This window comes from Rheinheimera metallidurans (assembly GCF_036983985.1).
Classification (GTDB): Bacteria; Pseudomonadota; Gammaproteobacteria; order Enterobacterales; family Alteromonadaceae; genus Alishewanella; species Alishewanella metallidurans.
The window spans coordinates 187,993-203,450 of the sequence record NZ_JALAHQ010000001.1; the positions used below are offsets into that span (position 1 = coordinate 187,993).

At 43.8% G+C, this 15,458-nt stretch carries 11 protein-coding genes and 1 tRNA gene; 4 read left to right on the top strand and 8 right to left on the bottom strand.

What is annotated here, in order from left to right:
- Positions 1-18 precede the first annotated feature (18 nt).
- Complete coding sequence (locus MN199_RS00935; protein ID WP_335738115.1) at positions 19-1,257, top strand: serine hydrolase domain-containing protein; 1,239 nt, start codon at positions 19-21, stop codon at positions 1,255-1,257.
- Between the two features lie 63 nt (positions 1,258-1,320).
- On the opposite strand, the gene MN199_RS00940 is transcribed toward MN199_RS00935, so the two are convergent.
- The 4 genes from MN199_RS00940 to pepA form a co-directional block, all read right to left on the bottom strand.
- Positions 1,321-2,547: a serine hydrolase domain-containing protein gene (locus MN199_RS00940; RefSeq protein WP_335738116.1), complete on the bottom strand. Its 1,227-nt coding sequence runs from the start codon at positions 2,545-2,547 to the stop codon at positions 1,321-1,323.
- Positions 2,548-2,789: 242 nt separating this feature from the next.
- A complete protein-coding gene (locus MN199_RS00945) occupies positions 2,790-5,645 on the bottom strand; it encodes a valine--tRNA ligase (RefSeq protein ID WP_335738117.1) in 2,856 nt (951 codons plus the stop codon).
- 14 nt (positions 5,646-5,659) lie between these two features.
- On the bottom strand, positions 5,660-6,103 hold the full coding sequence (locus MN199_RS00950; RefSeq protein ID WP_132581438.1) for a DNA polymerase III subunit chi: 444 nt from the start codon (positions 6,101-6,103) through the stop codon (positions 5,660-5,662).
- Entirely contained in the window at positions 6,103-7,608 is a 1,506-nt protein-coding gene (gene pepA, locus MN199_RS00955) for a leucyl aminopeptidase (RefSeq protein ID WP_132581440.1), read from the bottom strand. The genes MN199_RS00950 and pepA overlap by 1 nt, the downstream gene beginning before the upstream one ends.
- A gap of 183 nt (positions 7,609-7,791) precedes the next feature.
- Here pepA and lptF point away from each other — a divergent pair, with 183 nt between their 5' ends.
- Positions 7,792-8,901: an LPS export ABC transporter permease LptF gene (gene lptF / locus MN199_RS00960; protein ID WP_335738118.1), complete on the top strand. Its 1,110-nt coding sequence runs from the start codon at positions 7,792-7,794 to the stop codon at positions 8,899-8,901.
- A gap of 1 nt (position 8,902) precedes the next feature.
- Positions 8,903-9,970 (top strand): LPS export ABC transporter permease LptG, encoded by a 1,068-nt coding sequence (gene lptG / locus MN199_RS00965; RefSeq protein ID WP_132581444.1) that lies wholly within the window; start codon positions 8,903-8,905, stop codon positions 9,968-9,970.
- Between the two features lie 7 nt (positions 9,971-9,977).
- On the opposite strand, the gene MN199_RS00970 is transcribed toward lptG, so the two are convergent.
- Positions 9,978-10,475, bottom strand: coding sequence for an RDD family protein (locus MN199_RS00970; protein WP_132581446.1), 498 nt, complete (start codon positions 10,473-10,475; stop codon positions 9,978-9,980).
- Between the two features lie 491 nt (positions 10,476-10,966).
- On the opposite strand from MN199_RS00970, the gene MN199_RS00975 reads away from it, so the two are divergent.
- Positions 10,967-11,053, top strand: a tRNA-Leu gene (locus tag MN199_RS00975).
- An 87-nt stretch (positions 11,054-11,140) separates the two neighbouring features.
- On the opposite strand, the gene MN199_RS00980 is transcribed toward MN199_RS00975, so the two are convergent.
- From MN199_RS00980 to MN199_RS00990, 3 genes are all read right to left on the bottom strand, one after another.
- Positions 11,141-13,321 carry a hypothetical protein gene (locus MN199_RS00980; RefSeq protein ID WP_335738119.1) on the bottom strand — a complete coding sequence of 727 codons (2,181 nt, stop codon included), beginning with the start codon at positions 13,319-13,321 and terminating at the stop codon, positions 11,141-11,143.
- A 39-nt stretch (positions 13,322-13,360) separates the two neighbouring features.
- The gene (locus MN199_RS00985) at positions 13,361-14,266 is read right to left on the bottom strand and encodes a NaeI family type II restriction endonuclease (protein WP_335738120.1); all 906 of its coding nucleotides are present in this window, start codon (positions 14,264-14,266) and stop codon (positions 13,361-13,363) included.
- Between the two features lie 104 nt (positions 14,267-14,370).
- Positions 14,371-15,384, bottom strand: a complete 1,014-nt coding sequence (locus tag MN199_RS00990) for a DNA cytosine methyltransferase (protein WP_335738121.1) — start codon at positions 15,382-15,384, stop codon at positions 14,371-14,373.
- Positions 15,385-15,458 lie beyond the last annotated feature (74 nt).

Sequence of the window (15,458 nt, forward strand, 5' to 3'; positions counted from 1 at the left end):
AATTTAGGAGCATAATTGATGAAAAAAATACTGTTAAGCCTGCTTGGTATTATATTTGTTGCCGCATTAGTGCTTGCGGGTTACTGGTTTTCAGGCTGGCTAGCATTACCTGAAAAAGTGCCGCAGCAAAGTGAGGTGTATCAGCAAGACTTTGGTAATGCCGCTGAGCAGGCTATGGCTGAACTGGTGCTGGCCCAGCAACAGCAGCAGTTACCAGCAGTAACGGCAGCAGTTGCCTGGCGCGGGCAATTAGTTTGGGTAGGGGCTGCAGGCTATGCTGATCTCGCCAACCAAACCGCGGCTACCGTACACAGCCAGTTTCGTATCGGCAGTACGTCAAAAGCAGTTACAGCAACAGCATTAGCCAGAGCAGTCGCAGCCGGCGAAATCGACCTTGATAGTCCAATTAGCCAGTATATGCCGCAGTTGCCTAATCCGGCATGGCAAAACTTTACTTTACGGCAATTGATGTCTCATACCGCTGGTTTACCAGGTTATAGCGAAAATACCGACAGAATGGGGGCTATTAGAACCCTACTAAAGCAACGTAATTTTCCGGATGTGATAGATGCTCTGGCACTGTTTGATGACAGTGAGCTGTTGTTTAGTCCGGGTACAGATTTTCATTACAGCTCTTTTGATGTAAATCTGGCCAGTGCAGTACTGCAAAGTGCTATGCAACAACCCTTTTTGCAGTATCTGCAACAAGAAGTTAGTGAGCCACTGCAACTGGGTTCGTTGTCTGCTGACTATGCTGACCGGCTTTTACCGAACCGGGTAAGTTTTTATTTTAACCACGATGGTTATGCCAAACTACATTGGCCGGTAAACTTAAGCCAAAAATGGGCTGGTGGCGGCTTAATCGCCAGCTCTGCTGATCTGGCTCGATTGGGATCTGCCTGGTTTGATGCGGATTTTATCCCTGCAGCGATACAACAAGAATTCTGGACACCGCAAAAACTCAGCAATGGCGAAGTTAATGAACAATTTTATGCCTTAGGTTGGCGACACTTTTCACAGAATTACTTATTTTGTAACAAGCAGGATCCACTGAGCAGAACCATTAGTTTTGTCCATCATGGGGGCGTATCTGATGGGGCTCAAAGCTGGCTGGTACTGTATCCGGAACTACAACTGGTGGTTGCGATGAACGCTAACACAGTAAAAGAAAACTACTGTGATTTTGCCGGGCAGGCAGCACGTATCACCCGGCCGTTTTTACAGCAGATAGCGCCAGACTGGCTAGTTCCCGAATAAACTGGATAGCATATGTGAAGGCAGGTACTAAAAACGTATACTGCCTTAAATCAGATCAGCAAACTAAAGCCAAACTAACTTTGTGGCAATCTGCTTCATTGCTGCAGCCGCTTTGTCGTCTACACCCCGGTTCATCAGAATAATAAAACCGTCTTTGCTACTGCGGTCAAAATAAAGCGCGGTAAAGACACCTAAGTCTGAACCCATATGGCCTGTTAAGCCCATTTCATTGTCTCGCCAGAAAAAACGTTGATTAGCAGAAACTGACTCTGGCAGTTGTAAGCTAAACATTTCGTTATACGTAGCGTTTGATAATAAAGGACGACCAGCACTGTCCTGATTGTTCAGTATGGCAACCAGAAACTGACTCAATTCGTTGATGCTACTGCGAACACCTCCGTCCGGGTATTGTGGGTTACCGAAATGCGGGTAAGGTTTAAAGCTTTTGTATTTTGCAGGCGGATCAATATAACGGCTAATCAGGTAGTTTAGGCGTGGCGACTCCGTATCCGCGCAAAGGAACAAATAAGGCACACATTGTTCTATTTCATAAGGTACTGCGACAGTTTCCAGGGCTACATCATGCAGCAACCAGCTGGTATGGGGCATCGCCAAAGCCGGAAACAAATTAGCTTTACTATACTGCGCCAGCGACATGCCTGTCGTCGCTTCGACCAGATAGCCGGCAAGCCCTGCGGCTAAATTACTGTACTGGCGTTTTTCACCGGGTAACTGCAGCAAAAAATGTTCACCTTGCCGGTAATTATTGCCATCAGCTAACAGCAGGCTGGTTAGATGTTGCTCTAAGGAGATAGCTGAGTCCTGGTTTTCTGCATAACTGTTGATGTCATAAAAATCGGCAATGCCAGATGAGTGGCTGGCCAAATGGCGCAAGGTTATTTTTTCCTCTGTAGTATGGGGATTATCGACCTTGAATGGCAGGTAGTTATTAATATTTTGCTCCAAATCGAGCTTACCCTGATCCACCAGTTGCAGCAGCACAAGGCCCATGATGGGTTTACTGATCGATGCCAGATTAAATAAGGTGTCTTTGGTTACCGGCGCGCCGGTTTCAATATTGGCTTTGCCATAAGTTTGCAGCAATACCGTCTGACCATTTTTAATCCGCGCAATCGCAAGGCCGGGTATAGCGGCCTCTTCCATCAGGGCGGGTAAGTACAGCTCCAGCTCGGCTATATTCTGGCTGACGTTTTGCTGCTTAGGCAGTACAAACCATAGTGCGGCTATGGCAGAGAACAGCACGATGACAAATCCACAGAATTTTTTCATTCACATCAATCCTTTAGTTATAGAAATTAGGGATTTGCAAATAATACGCCATAGCGATAATTCATATAACGCTTTGAAATTAATCTGGTTTATGTTTTCATCTTCGTAAGATAAACCGTGGCTTTGACTATTAGTTAGTGAAAATGCATACCGTTAAGGCAGGTTCACCTGCTGGCAATACAACGCGGATAAAAAAGGCGGCCATCAGGCCGCCTTAGTAGTCGTGTAGAAACTCGCTTGGCTTACAGCGCGGCGATTTCGGCTTGCTGGGCTTGCAGCTTCGCTACTGCCTGTTCCAGTTCAGCCTGTTTGGCGCGTTCTTTTTCCAATACCGCTTCCGGCGCTTTGGCCACAAAGCCTTCGTTGGCCAGTTTACCGGCGACGCGGGATAGCTCTTGCTGGGTTTTCTCCAGCTGCTTGGCGATACGGCTCAGCTCGGCATCTTTATCAATTAAACCCGCCATCGGGATTAACAGATCCATGCTGCCGATAAGCTGGGCGGCGCTGGCTGGTGCTTGCTCACCGGTTTGCAGCACGGTGATGTTTTCCAGCTTAGCCAGGTTCATCAGAAAGCTTTGGTTTTCGTTTAAGCGGCGCTGCTCTTCGCTGCTGACGTTACGCAGCAAAATGCTCAGCGGTTTACTGGGCGCGATATTCATCTCACCACGTACGTTACGGATAGCCGTGATCACTGCTTTTAACCATTCCAGATCGTTAGTTGCGGTGGCATCAATCAGGCTTTCATCTGCTGTAGGATACGCCTGCAGCATAATGCTGTCTGCGGTAATAGCACACAGCGGCTTCACCGCTTGCCAGATGGTTTCGGTGATAAACGGCATTATCGGGTGCATTAAACGCAGCAGGCTTTCCAGTACTGTTACCAGCGTATGGCGGGTAGCACGTTGCTGAGCTTCGTTGCCTTTAAATAATACCGGTTTAGTTAGCTCTAAATACCAGTCGCAGAATTGGTTCCAGGTAAACTCGTACAAAGCGGTTGCAGCCAAATCAAAGCGGTAGCTGTCAATATATTGCCTTACTTGCGTCACCGTGCCTTGGTACTGGGCTAATATCCATTTATCGGCAAGGGATAACTGCATGTCGCCACCGGCAAAACCACAATCTTGCTGTTCGGTATTCATTAATACATAGCGACTGGCATTCCATAATTTATTGCAGAAATTACGGTAACCATCTAAGCGTTTCATATCCCAGTTAATGTCGCGACCGGTAGAGGCTAATGCGGCTAAAGTAAAACGCAAAGCGTCAGTGCCACAGGCGGTAATACCGTCTGGAAATTGCTTTTCTGTTGCCTTAGCAATTTTTTCCGCTAAGTGTGGCTGCATCATATTGCTGGTACGTTTTTCCAGTAGGTCTGGCAGCGTAATACCGTCAATCATGTCTAATGGATCAACCACGTTACCCTTAGATTTTGACATTTTATCGCCATTTTCATCGCGAATAAGGCCAGTGACATACACGGTTTTAAACGGAACTTGCGGTTTACCGTTTTCGTCTTTAACAAAGTGCATGGTCATCATAATCATCCGGGCTACCCAGAAGAAAATAATGTCAAAACCGGTTACTAGTACGTTAGTCGGGTGGAAAGTGCGCAGAGCATCGGTGTTTTCTGGCCAGCCTAAGGTAGAAAAGGTCCATAGCGCCGAGCTAAACCAAGTGTCTAGTACGTCGTTGTCTTGCTGTAAGTTAACGCTATCAGCCAGTTGATGCTTGGCACGAACTTCGGCTTCGCTGCGACCAACGTAGACTTTACCTGTTTCGTCATACCAAGCGGGAATGCGATGGCCCCACCACAGCTGGCGAGAAATACACCAATCTTGAATATCGCGCATCCAACTGTAATACATGTTTTCGTATTGCTTGGGTACAAATTCAATTTGACCAGTTTCAACCGCTTCAGTGGCAGTTTTAGCCAATGGTGCAACTCGTACATACCATTGGTCGGTTAATAGCGGTTCAATCACCACTCCGCTTCTGTCGCCATACGGCAGCGTATTGTTATGATCCTCTACTTTTTCTAACAAACCGGCTGCGTCAAATGCCGCAACAATGGCTTTACGCGCAGCGTAACGGTCTAAGCCTTGGTATTCGGCAGGGATAGCCGCTGTTAATGCTGGATTAGCTTCACCATTAGGGTGAAAACACTCGCCTTCGCTGCGAATAGTGGCGTCGGGCGTTAAAATGTTAATCATTGGCAGTTGGTTACGTTTACCGACTTCATAATCGTTAAAATCATGAGCTGGGGTAATTTTTACGCAGCCAGTGCCTTTTTCCATATCGGCGTGTTCGTCAGCCACAATAGGAATACGGCGATTTACTAACGGTAGCAGTATTTCTTTGCCAATTAAGGCTTTATAGCGCTCGTCTTCTGAATTTACCGCCACGCCGGTGTCACCAAGCATGGTTTCTGGGCGCGTGGTGGCGACCACTAAATAATCTTTGCCATCTGCGGTTGTTGCGCCATCTGCCAATGGGTAGCGTAAGTGCCACATCTGGCCTTTTTGTTCTTTGTTTTCTACTTCTAAATCGGAAATAGCGGTATGCAGTTTAGGGTCCCAGTTTACTAAGCGCTTACCACGGTAAATAAGGTCGTCATCAAATAAGCGTACAAACACTTCTTGTACGGCATTAGATAAGCCGTCGTCCATGGTAAAACGTTCGCGTTCCCAGTCTACCGAGTTACCTAAACGGCGCATTTGCGAGGTAATAGTGCCGCCAGATTCGGCCTTCCAATCCCAGACTTTTTCAATAAAGGCGGCGCGGCCTAATTGGTGCCGCCCAGGTAATCCTTCAGCTGCTAGCTTACGCTCAACTACCATTTGCGTGGCAATGCCAGCGTGGTCGGTGCCTACTTGCCATAGCGTATTTTTGCCCTGCATGCGCTGGTAACGGGTTAGGGCATCCATAATGGTTTGCTGAAAAGCGTGGCCCATGTGTAAGCTGCCGGTTACGTTTGGCGGCGGGATCATAATGCAGTAGTTGCCGTGGCTTTCATCGCCGCTTGGCTTAAAGTAGCCTTTGGCTTCCCATGCGTTGTACATGGCTTGTTCTATTTCACTGGGGTTAAACGTCTTTTCCATGATTATACCTGTACTCAGCGCTGGGTAATGGTTTGCGGATTAATACCAAGCTGCCGATATTGCTTAAAACGCTCTCGCGCTTGCACTTTTAGGTGCTCAGCGGCGGGAACAAATTCGATAATGTGTGAAAAACGGTTAGCAAAGGCCGGAACAGTGTCGGCTAAATTGATTAGCACATTGCGGTTTTGCCTCGGGGCTTGCCAGCTAATTTCTACTGGTGCGCCGTACTTTGGGCCTTCACCGCTTAGGTTATGCGGCACAAAACGCTCGGCATCAAATTGCCAGAGTAATTCGTCAAATGCTTCGGCCTGTTGTTGGTCGGCAGTATAAACGAAAATGCGTTGCTTAGCGCGGTACAAGTCAGCACAAAGCTGGCAGGCTAAAGCAAAATGAGCTGGCGTTGGGCTCAGCTCATTTTGCTCGGCGCTGTTGTCTAAGACATAAAAGCTAACCTGCATTAATTATCCTGTTGCTGCGCAACCCGATTAATTAAAAACTGGGTAAGCATTGGCACCGGGCGGCCAGTAGCGCCCTTATCTTTGCCACTACGCCATGCTGTACCAGCAATGTCTAAGTGTGCCCAGTTATATTTACGGGTGAAGCGGGATAAAAAGCACGCTGCAGTGATAGTACCGGCAGCACGGCCGCCTAAGTTACTAAAGTCGGCGAATGGGCTTTCTAATTGATCTTGATAGTCATCCCACAATGGCAAGCGCCACGCGCGGTCGCCACTTTGTTCTGACGCATTTAAAATTTCATGCGCCAATGGATTATGGTTACTTAGCAAGCCAGTAGCATGTTTGCCTAAGGCCACCACGCAAGCACCAGTTAAGGTAGCAACGTCAATCACCAGTTCGGGGTCAAAGCGTTCAACATAGGTTAGTGCGTCGCACAGCACTAAGCGACCTTCTGCGTCAGTGTTTAGCACTTCTACTGTTTGGCCTGACATAGTAGTTAAAATGTCACCTGGGCGATAAGCATTAGCATCGGGCATATTTTCTGCTGCGGCTAATACGGCAACAATATTAAGCGGTAAATTTAAGTTAACCACCGCGTGCATAGTGCCAAATACTGAGGCTGCCCCGCACATATCGTATTTCATTTCGTCCATGGCTTCGCCGGGCTTTAAACTAATGCCGCCGGAGTCGAAGGTTAGGCCTTTGCCAACCAGTACTATAGGTGCGCTGTCGTTATCGGCGCCGCTATATTTGATGACTGCCATACGAGGGCCGTTGATAGAACCACGACCTACGGCCAAGTAAGAATTCATGCCATGTGCAGCTAGCTCTTCTGGGCCAAGAATTTCAACGCTAACTTTGCTTGAGTGCTCCGCCAGCAGCTGTGCTTGCTCGGCCAGATACTGCGGAGTGCAGATGTTGGGTGGCATATTGCTAACGTCTTTACACTGTTTGATGCCTGCAGCAATGGCTAAACCGTGCTCTACGGCTTTTTCGCCAATGCTTAGGTCGCGCCTAGTGGGTACGTTAAATACCATTTTGCGCAGTGGGCGCCGGGCTTCGTCTTTTTTACTTTTTAAGCGGTCAAATACATACAGGCAATCTAGTGTGGTTTCTACGGCGTGACGTACTTTCCAGTAGGTATCGCGGCCTTTTACGTGTAGCTCAGATAAAAAGCATACCGCTTCCATCGAACCTGTGTCGTTTAGCGTGCTGATGGTTTTACTAAGAATTTGCCGATATTGACGTTCGTCTAGTTCACGCTCTTTGCCACAGCCAACTAATAGTACGCGTTCGCTTAATACGTTAGGTACATGGTGTAACAGTAAGGTTTGCCCCGATTTTCCTTCTAAATCGCCTCGGCGCAGTAAATTACTAATATAACCTTCACTGATTTTATCCAGTTGTTCTGCCACGGCGGAAAGACGGCGCGGTTCATATACGCCCACCACAATGCATGCACTGCGTTGTTTTTCCGGACTTCCGCTTTTTACGCTGAACTCCATACCAACTCCTGATTCTAATAGACTGTGCTAGCATAGCCTGCACATTAATAGCCAAATTCTACCGCGAATTTATAAAAAAGCTCGGTTTTCTATGCTATTTGGACGATAATAATCGTTATAAATATCAAGTTTACTGCAAAATCGCCAGGGTTCCAGCAAAAAGGCCAGTTATTAGGGGGCGTTTTGATCATTTTTCGTTACTTGTTGGCCGAGGTGTTTAAGTCTCAGCTAGCGGTATTTATCATTTTAATGACCATTATCATTAGTCAGCGGTTTGTGAAAATTCTGGCCGATGCATCTGAAGGTGAAATACCTGGGCAATTGGTTGTTAGCATTGTGGCGCTTAAATTGCCGCAATTAGCGGTAATTATTCTACCCTTAAGTGCTTTTGTCGGCATTTTGGTGGCTTATGGTCGTGTGTATGCCGATAGTGAAATGACGATACTGCATGCTACGGGTGTTAGCGAGTGGTACGTTACACGGCTTACGTTATTGTTGTCAGTAGTGATTGCGCTAATGGCGGGTTATGTCACCTTATACCTTAGCCCTTGGGCAACCGAGCAAGAGTACCGCCTGTTAGAAAAGGCCGACGCTAACGCCGGTTTGTTGTCAGTAGTGCCGGGACGATTTCAGCATACCTCAAATGAAAAAGCCGTTATTTTTGTCCACGATGTTGGCCAAGGTAGCAATAGCGGTGAGTTATCTCGGGTGTTTGTGGCACAAAATAATGCTCGCGATGAGCGCGGTAGTGAGTCGATAGTGTATGCGCAAAGTGGCCGCGTAAAAGAAGATGCTCAAGGTGGCCAAACGCTGCAGCTAGAGCAAGGTCGGCGTTACGCCGGTGACGTGGCATCGCCAGCCTTTGAAATTACCGAGTTTGAAAGTTATCAAATTCAAATTCGCGAACAAGAGGTAGAGCAGCGCCGGCGCAAGCTAGGCAGCGTAGCAACCACTGAATTACTTACTATGGACAGCAACGAAGCGATAGCCGAGTGGCACTGGCGTATTGCTATACCTCTGACTATTCCTCTACTTACTTTAATTGCCGTGCCATTAAGCAGGGTTAATCCGCGTCAAGGCAAGTTTGGCCGGTTGTTGCCAGCGTTGCTATTATATCTTGGCTATTACTCGTTACTTATTATCGCCCGCTCAGCGCTTGAAGATGGCAAAATACCTGCGGCTTGGGGTATGTGGTGGTTGCATGGCTCTGCGCTAATTATGGGTAGTATATTGCTGCTGCGGAACAGGCGTAGCGCGCTGCGTTTTCAAGCTTGGCTGGTAAGAAGAAGTTAAGATGCTGAAAATTTTAGATGTTTATATTGGCCGAACTATCATTACGACCTCCGCGTTGACGCTAAGCGTGTTGCTAGCTATTTCAGCCATGTTTAAGTTTATCGACCAGATGCGTTCAGTAGGTCGTGGTTATTACGATATTGTGCATGCTGCTTTGTATACGCTGTACAGTGTGCCGGGCGATCTGGTGCTGTTCTTCCCAATGGCGGCACTAATTGGCGGCTTAATTGGTTTAGGTTTATTAGCCAGCGGTAGTGAGCTAGTGGTAATGCAAGCCGCTGGTTTATCAAGATTTAATATTATTAGTTCGGTAATGAAAACCGCAGTACTAATGATGTTAGTGGTTATGGCAGTAGCCGAGTGGGGCGCACCATTAAGTGATAGAGCGGCAATGGAGCTGCGCACTAAAGCGGTATCTGACGGCAATTTGTTTGCTGCGCAGCAAGGCGTTTGGGCTAAAGATGGCGATAGCTTTGTTAATATTCAAAAAGTAGACGACTTTGGTAACTTGCAGCAGGTGGTGGTGTATCAGTTTGATGAGCAACTGCAGCTTACGTCCATTGTTAGTGCCGACAAAGCAGTATATAAAAGCGATGCGTGGCAATTGCAGCAAGTCAATCAGCTACAATTTACTGCCGATCGGGTAATAAAACAGCAAGTGGCAACACAAAGTTGGCGCTCGTCGTTAACGCCAGATAAGTTAGGTGTTGTTACTATAAAGCCTGAAATGCTGTCACTAACGGGGCTTAATGATTACGTTGATTATTTACAACAAAACTCGCAAGACTCACGCCGTTATGAATTGGCGTTTTGGCGCAAGGCGCTGCAACCGCTGACTATAATTGCCATGCTACTCATGGCATTGTCGTTTATCTTTGGCCCACTACGCAGCGTTACTATGGCAGCTCGGGTATTAATGGGCATATTAACGGGTTTTGCTTTTCATATGGCAAACGAAGTATTTGGCCCAGTAGCCTTGGTATATCAATTGCCGCCGCTATTAGGGGCAATAATACCCAGTACCATTTTTATTATGTTGTCAGTATATTTTATGCGCAAAAAAGCCTAACCGAGTTTTAGCGTGCGGCCTTATGTAAATTGCGCAAATTACTTTGCTCTTTAGTAAGTGTCACCATCTGCGTGTTAGTTAGCTGATCTTGTAAGGCTAAGCCTTTTCCCCAACGTAACCACAGCCATAAATTACCTAAGCCGAACAATGCTGTTAGTGCACGAAATGCAGCTTGCTTTAGCGTAAGCGGCTGGCCATTTTGCTGCACCAGTATTAAACGCCAAGCGCGCATACCTAAGGTTTGGCCGCCATGACACCAAAAGTATAAATAAAACCAAATTAAACAGAGCGCAGAATAAAGCTGAAACCAGATTTTATGCTGGGTAATAAAATCGGCGTGGTCGGTATAATTCGCTAACGAAATAATATCTAGGCTGTTTAATAGCGCCACCAACAGCAAAGCTAATACCATAGCCGCCATCCATAGCGCCACTAACACTAACCAATCGTAAATCATCGCCGCTAAACGACGTATCAGGCCCGCGCGGGGTGCATTAGCAAACATAGCAATATCCGGTAATAAAAACCGCGCAAGTGTAGCATGCAGTATGGTTTTTTCGAAGCTGCTGTAATTTTGTGCAACTGCACGTCATAGCGATAAATTCGCTTGCGCTGTCAGATTGGCACCGTATAATGCAGGCGTTTACTTCAAAATACCTCTCAATGCCTGGGTGGCGAAATCGGTAGACGCAGCGGATTCAAAATGCAATGCGTCTTCGAATGTGGTAGACATAACTTGTTGAATAGTCTACGATTCAACTGTTATTAAAAGCTCCAAAGCCTTGCAAAGTTTTGCAAAGGTCTGTAACTAGACTAGTTACAGGAAAAAAGACCTCTCAATGCCTGGGTGGCGAAATTGGTAGACGCAGTGGATTCAAAATGCAATGCGTTTATTAATGTAGTAGACATAACTTGTTGAATAGTCTACGATTCAACAGTTATTAAAAGTGCAAACCTTTTGCAAAGTTTTGCTAAGTTTTACAAGACCTCTCAAATGCCTGGGTGGCGAAATCGGTAGACGCAGCGGATTCAAAATCCGCCGGGGGAAACTCCGTGTCGGTTCGAGTCCGACCCTAGGCACCATATTTTCTAGAATTTGCTTTATATCAAACCAACCTTGAATCCTGTTTTATTTTTGAAATTCAAATATGAAAATCATCTCCTAGCTACTTAAATACTTTTTACCTTCTGATGTAAAATGATTAGATGTTCAATTGATAAGTCAAGAATCGGTTCATACATAAATGAATTAAGATGAATATTAGAGCTTACTGTTACTCCAACTTGTTCGAGAATCCTTGTTGTATCAGAAACCCCTACAGTTTTTATGTACTTGTTAATCAGATTTCCGAATTGAGATTTTCCTTGAAACCAATAGTTAGGATCTCCAATAGAACTTCTGATTTGCTGAACCATTGCTTTTTCAGCAATTAGACGAATCGCAATCGACAGTACAACTTTATCTTCAAGGCATATTCCATCATGAGAATCTTGGGCAATAAGTTGCTCGGCCGTATTCAGAATTAAAGAGAACATACCTCTTTGACTATCTTCAGTATAATTAGTATCGAAAATCTTATTCCATATGCGATAAAAGTCACCTTCAGATATCTGATCTGAACCCTCTTTATAGTGAAGGATTTTAGTTAACTTCAAGAAGTCTTCATTCTCTTCACCACGAGTATATTCAATAAGGTTTCTAATAAATGGTACCGATGCACATAAGGTTTTTTCACATTTAGAAACCTGTGGCTTCCATTTTTTTATAAATACGTTATTTACCCCATCAGCTTTCAAAAGCGTAATCCCATGACTGCTTTTACTTGTCATTAAACTTCGCTCTCTGTGTACAAACAAGTTTGTCACTGCACGATAAAAATCGAAATTATGAGTCAGTATTATCTGGTGAAAAAAATCACTGTGGGTTAGGTCGTTCAAATACTGAACAATCGCATGTTTGTTTTTATAATCGAAAGAGTCCGCAACATCGTCAATAATAAAAAGCGTTTCTTGCTGTAACTCTCGCCTTTCCTCAACATCAAAAATAAAGTTAAGTAAATACAGTGCTCGTTTTTCTCCTTGACTCAGAGTTTTCAAATCAGCTCTATTCAGTGCTACTTCTTCACCTTGACCATCATTAAATATGTAGACTAATTTAGCAGGCTGTCGCCCTAAAACAGCATCAGAGGGGTTATCTAGTCTCAGACTAAAAGGCATATCTACAAAACGATCATTAAATAAACTAATCGCATTTTCCCAACGAAGGATAGACTTAGAAGCTCTATGCTCTATAGCCTGTATATTTGCCTCAGTCGATTCATGTAAAGTCAAGAAGTCAGCAACTTCGCTCGTATTGGAAACGTAATGCGCCCAAAGAAGTTGTTTGAGATAAGCTCTTTTTGATGATTTTACATTCTCAATTAAAAACTCTATTTGTTCATTTGAAAGATGCTCTAGGAAATTTGAAATAGCTTGAGTTTGAATATTTTGTGATATTGCAGACCGTAATTTTTTTAATTCTACATCCTCATCTAACTTACGGTTTATATCCGCAAGACGCTGCTTAAACTCATCTTCTGATAGCGACGATGCATCCCCTTCAAAGTGGACTCGATGACCACCATCAAAGTATCCTTGACCTTGAAGAGCTTTTAAACTTGCATCGGCTTTTGCGGGGCTAAATATTCCTTTTCGGTAGATCGTACTAGCATCAGTGAATAGTTCTTCATAACGCTCAGAGAAATCTTTTGCGCGTAAAGAAAACTCTTTGGATTCAAATATTGAAATGGCTTTTTCATGAAATATTTCTTCGTAGATTAAACCTTCAATCAATGGTTGATGATTCATTTTTGATGCTTCGATCAACGCTTTAGTTAGAGAATCACTCTTGAAATCATTAGTGATGGTTGACTCTATTAAATCTTTTTTATGTTTCGATAGTTTATTAAGTTTATTTAAAACTTTTGATTTACATTTTTCAAGTTCAACGACAAGTTCATCATATTCAATTTTGTCCTCAGGATTTACTAATATATTAGTAACCGATTGAGCATCTTTGCTAATATCAATGTCAGCTTTAAGAACATAAATCATACTTTGATCAATCATCGTTCCGTCAGCTAACACACTCCATATAGGTTGCCTAAAATATACCTCCTCCTTTGGAATCATCCTATTCTGTAAATCAAAAAATGACTTAGAAAACGAAGACTTCATGGTGCCATTTGGGGCGTAAATAGCGTATGCTCTAGTTCTATTTTTACCCTTAACAATTGCTCGAAAATCAAACTCGTATTCTTCAAGATCTGTTATTCCATAACAATTCTGAAATTTTACTCTCAACGTATCCATACTGTAATCCATCTTTTAGATATTAATGTTTACTTTTTGCTAATATTTTTCTGGAGCGTCTTCAATTGGGTCTTCAGGTAAAGCAACACGCCATCTTGAACCATCTAATATAAGCATGCCTGTTAAATTTCTTGCGATTCTAACTGCAATCACTTGACCTTTATTTGGCACTGGCAAGCCTAAAATTTTGCATATTTTAGGATGTTCATTTTGATGGCCTAAAATCAGAATACCTTCTTTCCCCAAATAAGTCCTTGCACCGCCGTTTGCTCTGACCCTTTTCATTGGATCATCCTTTGCTTGAGCGACGGTTGCAATCGTTTGACGTTCAATAAGCTCTCGCTGTTTAAGGCGAAACAACTCATTAAGCCTTTGTTGCCCAGAGTCTTTGGACCATATCTGCGCTATAATTTCTTTTGGCCAAACATGTAACTGATTTATTGGCATTTTAGACTGAAGTAAAAGCCAAACAATAGATTCTCTACCTATTTTACTAATCGTACCCTTTTGATCTTGATTTTTTCCAGGGTTCAAAATTGCTTCAGAGATTCTTATTAAACCAACACTTGCTGTTCCAGCTTCATCATCTGCGCGAATCAAAAGGCATATATGGCCCATGGCCTCTTTAGGTATGTTCCAACCCCACATGCTTCCAGTGTATTTACAGTCAACTTCAATGTTACCGACCGTATAATCCATGACATTACCTTTATTTAACCCAAACTCTGATCTAATAAGAATTTCGATCTTAGTACCTAAGTACGTTTTTTCTGTTTTCTCTAATGTGCTGTAGATGAATCTGCCGGTTCTTGGTCCATCAATAACTTCATCTAAGGCATTTCTAATTGTATTTATAAAACGATTATCAAAGTTGGTTTGGTTTTTAAACCATTGACTGACAAGTTGTAATTCCTTGTCTTGAGAAGTGTTGTGATCGGATTCCATTAATGATCTCAATTATAAAAATTGAGATCAGTTTCAGGCTTTATTTATGTAAAGTCAAAGCTTTGCAGATGAAAGTTGACCAAAGAAATTTTAATACAATAACACTATAAATTTGCCAGTTCAGAGTGCTTTGGCTTTTTCGCTGATTTATTTATCTTACTCGTTTTAATCTTATAAGTTATAGCCTTGGCAATTTCCTTGCCAACTGCTTCAGCAACAGGTGGGGGAAAAGCGTTTCCTATTTGTCTGTAAGCGTGGGTTTTCTTACCATAAAATTCCCATGAGTCCGGAAAACCTTGAATTCTTGCTGCCATTCTAAGTGATAAGTATGGCATTTTTTCATAGCCATCTTTTCCGATGAAGTCTTCTGCTGGTGAATCATATTGAACCAAGTGAGCATTCACAAAAAGCTCTTTCCATGATTTTTTAGCTCTAGTTGGTCCTAGATCGGGGCCTCCATGCTTTTTTGATCCACCTACCAGTGTAGGTGCAATTTTATTAGCTTTTAGCATCCATTCTTTAGCAAATGGCCAACCGTTTTTTGCTACTAGATCGTAAAGAGACTCACCAACAGTTGGAGCTAAATCAGGATCTTCTTTTGGCCAGCTAAAGTATTTGAAATATTCTTTTTTCAAAGCTACCAAAATTACTCTTGGTCTTAATTGAGGTACGCCAAAGTCGGATGCGTTTAAAAGCCGCCATTCAGAAGAGTATCCCATCTCTTCAAGACGTTGAGTGATAGATTTTCGGTAATCAGAAAATTTTTCATTAAGAAGGCCACGTACATTCTCTAACATTACAGCTTTTGGTGACGATTCTTCTACTATTCTTAAAGCCTCGTCAAAAAGATTCCTTTCATCATCTGCGCCTAATTGTTTGCCAGCAGCAGAAAATGGGGGGCAAGGTACTCCACCAGCAACTAAATCTACGCCTTTGTAATCACGTCCATTAAAATTGCGGAGATCTTCTTCCAGCACATTCCAATTTTTTCTATTTAATCGTAATGTTTCACAAGCATGATGATCATTTTCTACTAGACAGAGGTGTTCGAAACCCGCATTTTCCAAGCCTAGAGCTTGGCCACCAGCACCAGCGCAGAGTTCAATTGATGTAAACATGTATGTAGCCTCCAATTCCTGATCAAATATACAGCATTTCATGGATTTCATAAAGAGTCAGCATCGGAGAGTTT

Excerpts from the sequence above, each read along its gene's own strand:
- MN199_RS00985 (WP_335738120.1), bottom strand. The coding sequence starts at position 14,266 with ATGGAATCCGATCACAACACTTCTCAAGACAAGGAATTACAACTTGTC.
- MN199_RS00950 (WP_132581438.1), bottom strand. The coding sequence starts at position 6,103 with ATGCAGGTTAGCTTTTATGTCTTAGACAACAGCGCCGAGCAAAATGAG.
- MN199_RS00980 (WP_335738119.1), bottom strand. The coding sequence starts at position 13,321 with ATGGATACGTTGAGAGTAAAATTTCAGAATTGTTATGGAATAACAGAT.
- MN199_RS00940 (WP_335738116.1), bottom strand. The coding sequence starts at position 2,547 with ATGAAAAAATTCTGTGGATTTGTCATCGTGCTGTTCTCTGCCATAGCC.
- MN199_RS00990 (WP_335738121.1), bottom strand. The coding sequence starts at position 15,384 with ATGTTTACATCAATTGAACTCTGCGCTGGTGCTGGTGGCCAAGCTCTA.
- lptG (WP_132581444.1), top strand. The coding sequence starts at position 8,903 with ATGCTGAAAATTTTAGATGTTTATATTGGCCGAACTATCATTACGACC.
- MN199_RS00970 (WP_132581446.1), bottom strand. The coding sequence starts at position 10,475 with ATGTTTGCTAATGCACCCCGCGCGGGCCTGATACGTCGTTTAGCGGCG.
- MN199_RS00935 (WP_335738115.1), top strand. The coding sequence starts at position 19 with ATGAAAAAAATACTGTTAAGCCTGCTTGGTATTATATTTGTTGCCGCA.
- MN199_RS00945 (WP_335738117.1), bottom strand. The coding sequence starts at position 5,645 with ATGGAAAAGACGTTTAACCCCAGTGAAATAGAACAAGCCATGTACAAC.
- pepA (WP_132581440.1), bottom strand. The coding sequence starts at position 7,608 with ATGGAGTTCAGCGTAAAAAGCGGAAGTCCGGAAAAACAACGCAGTGCA.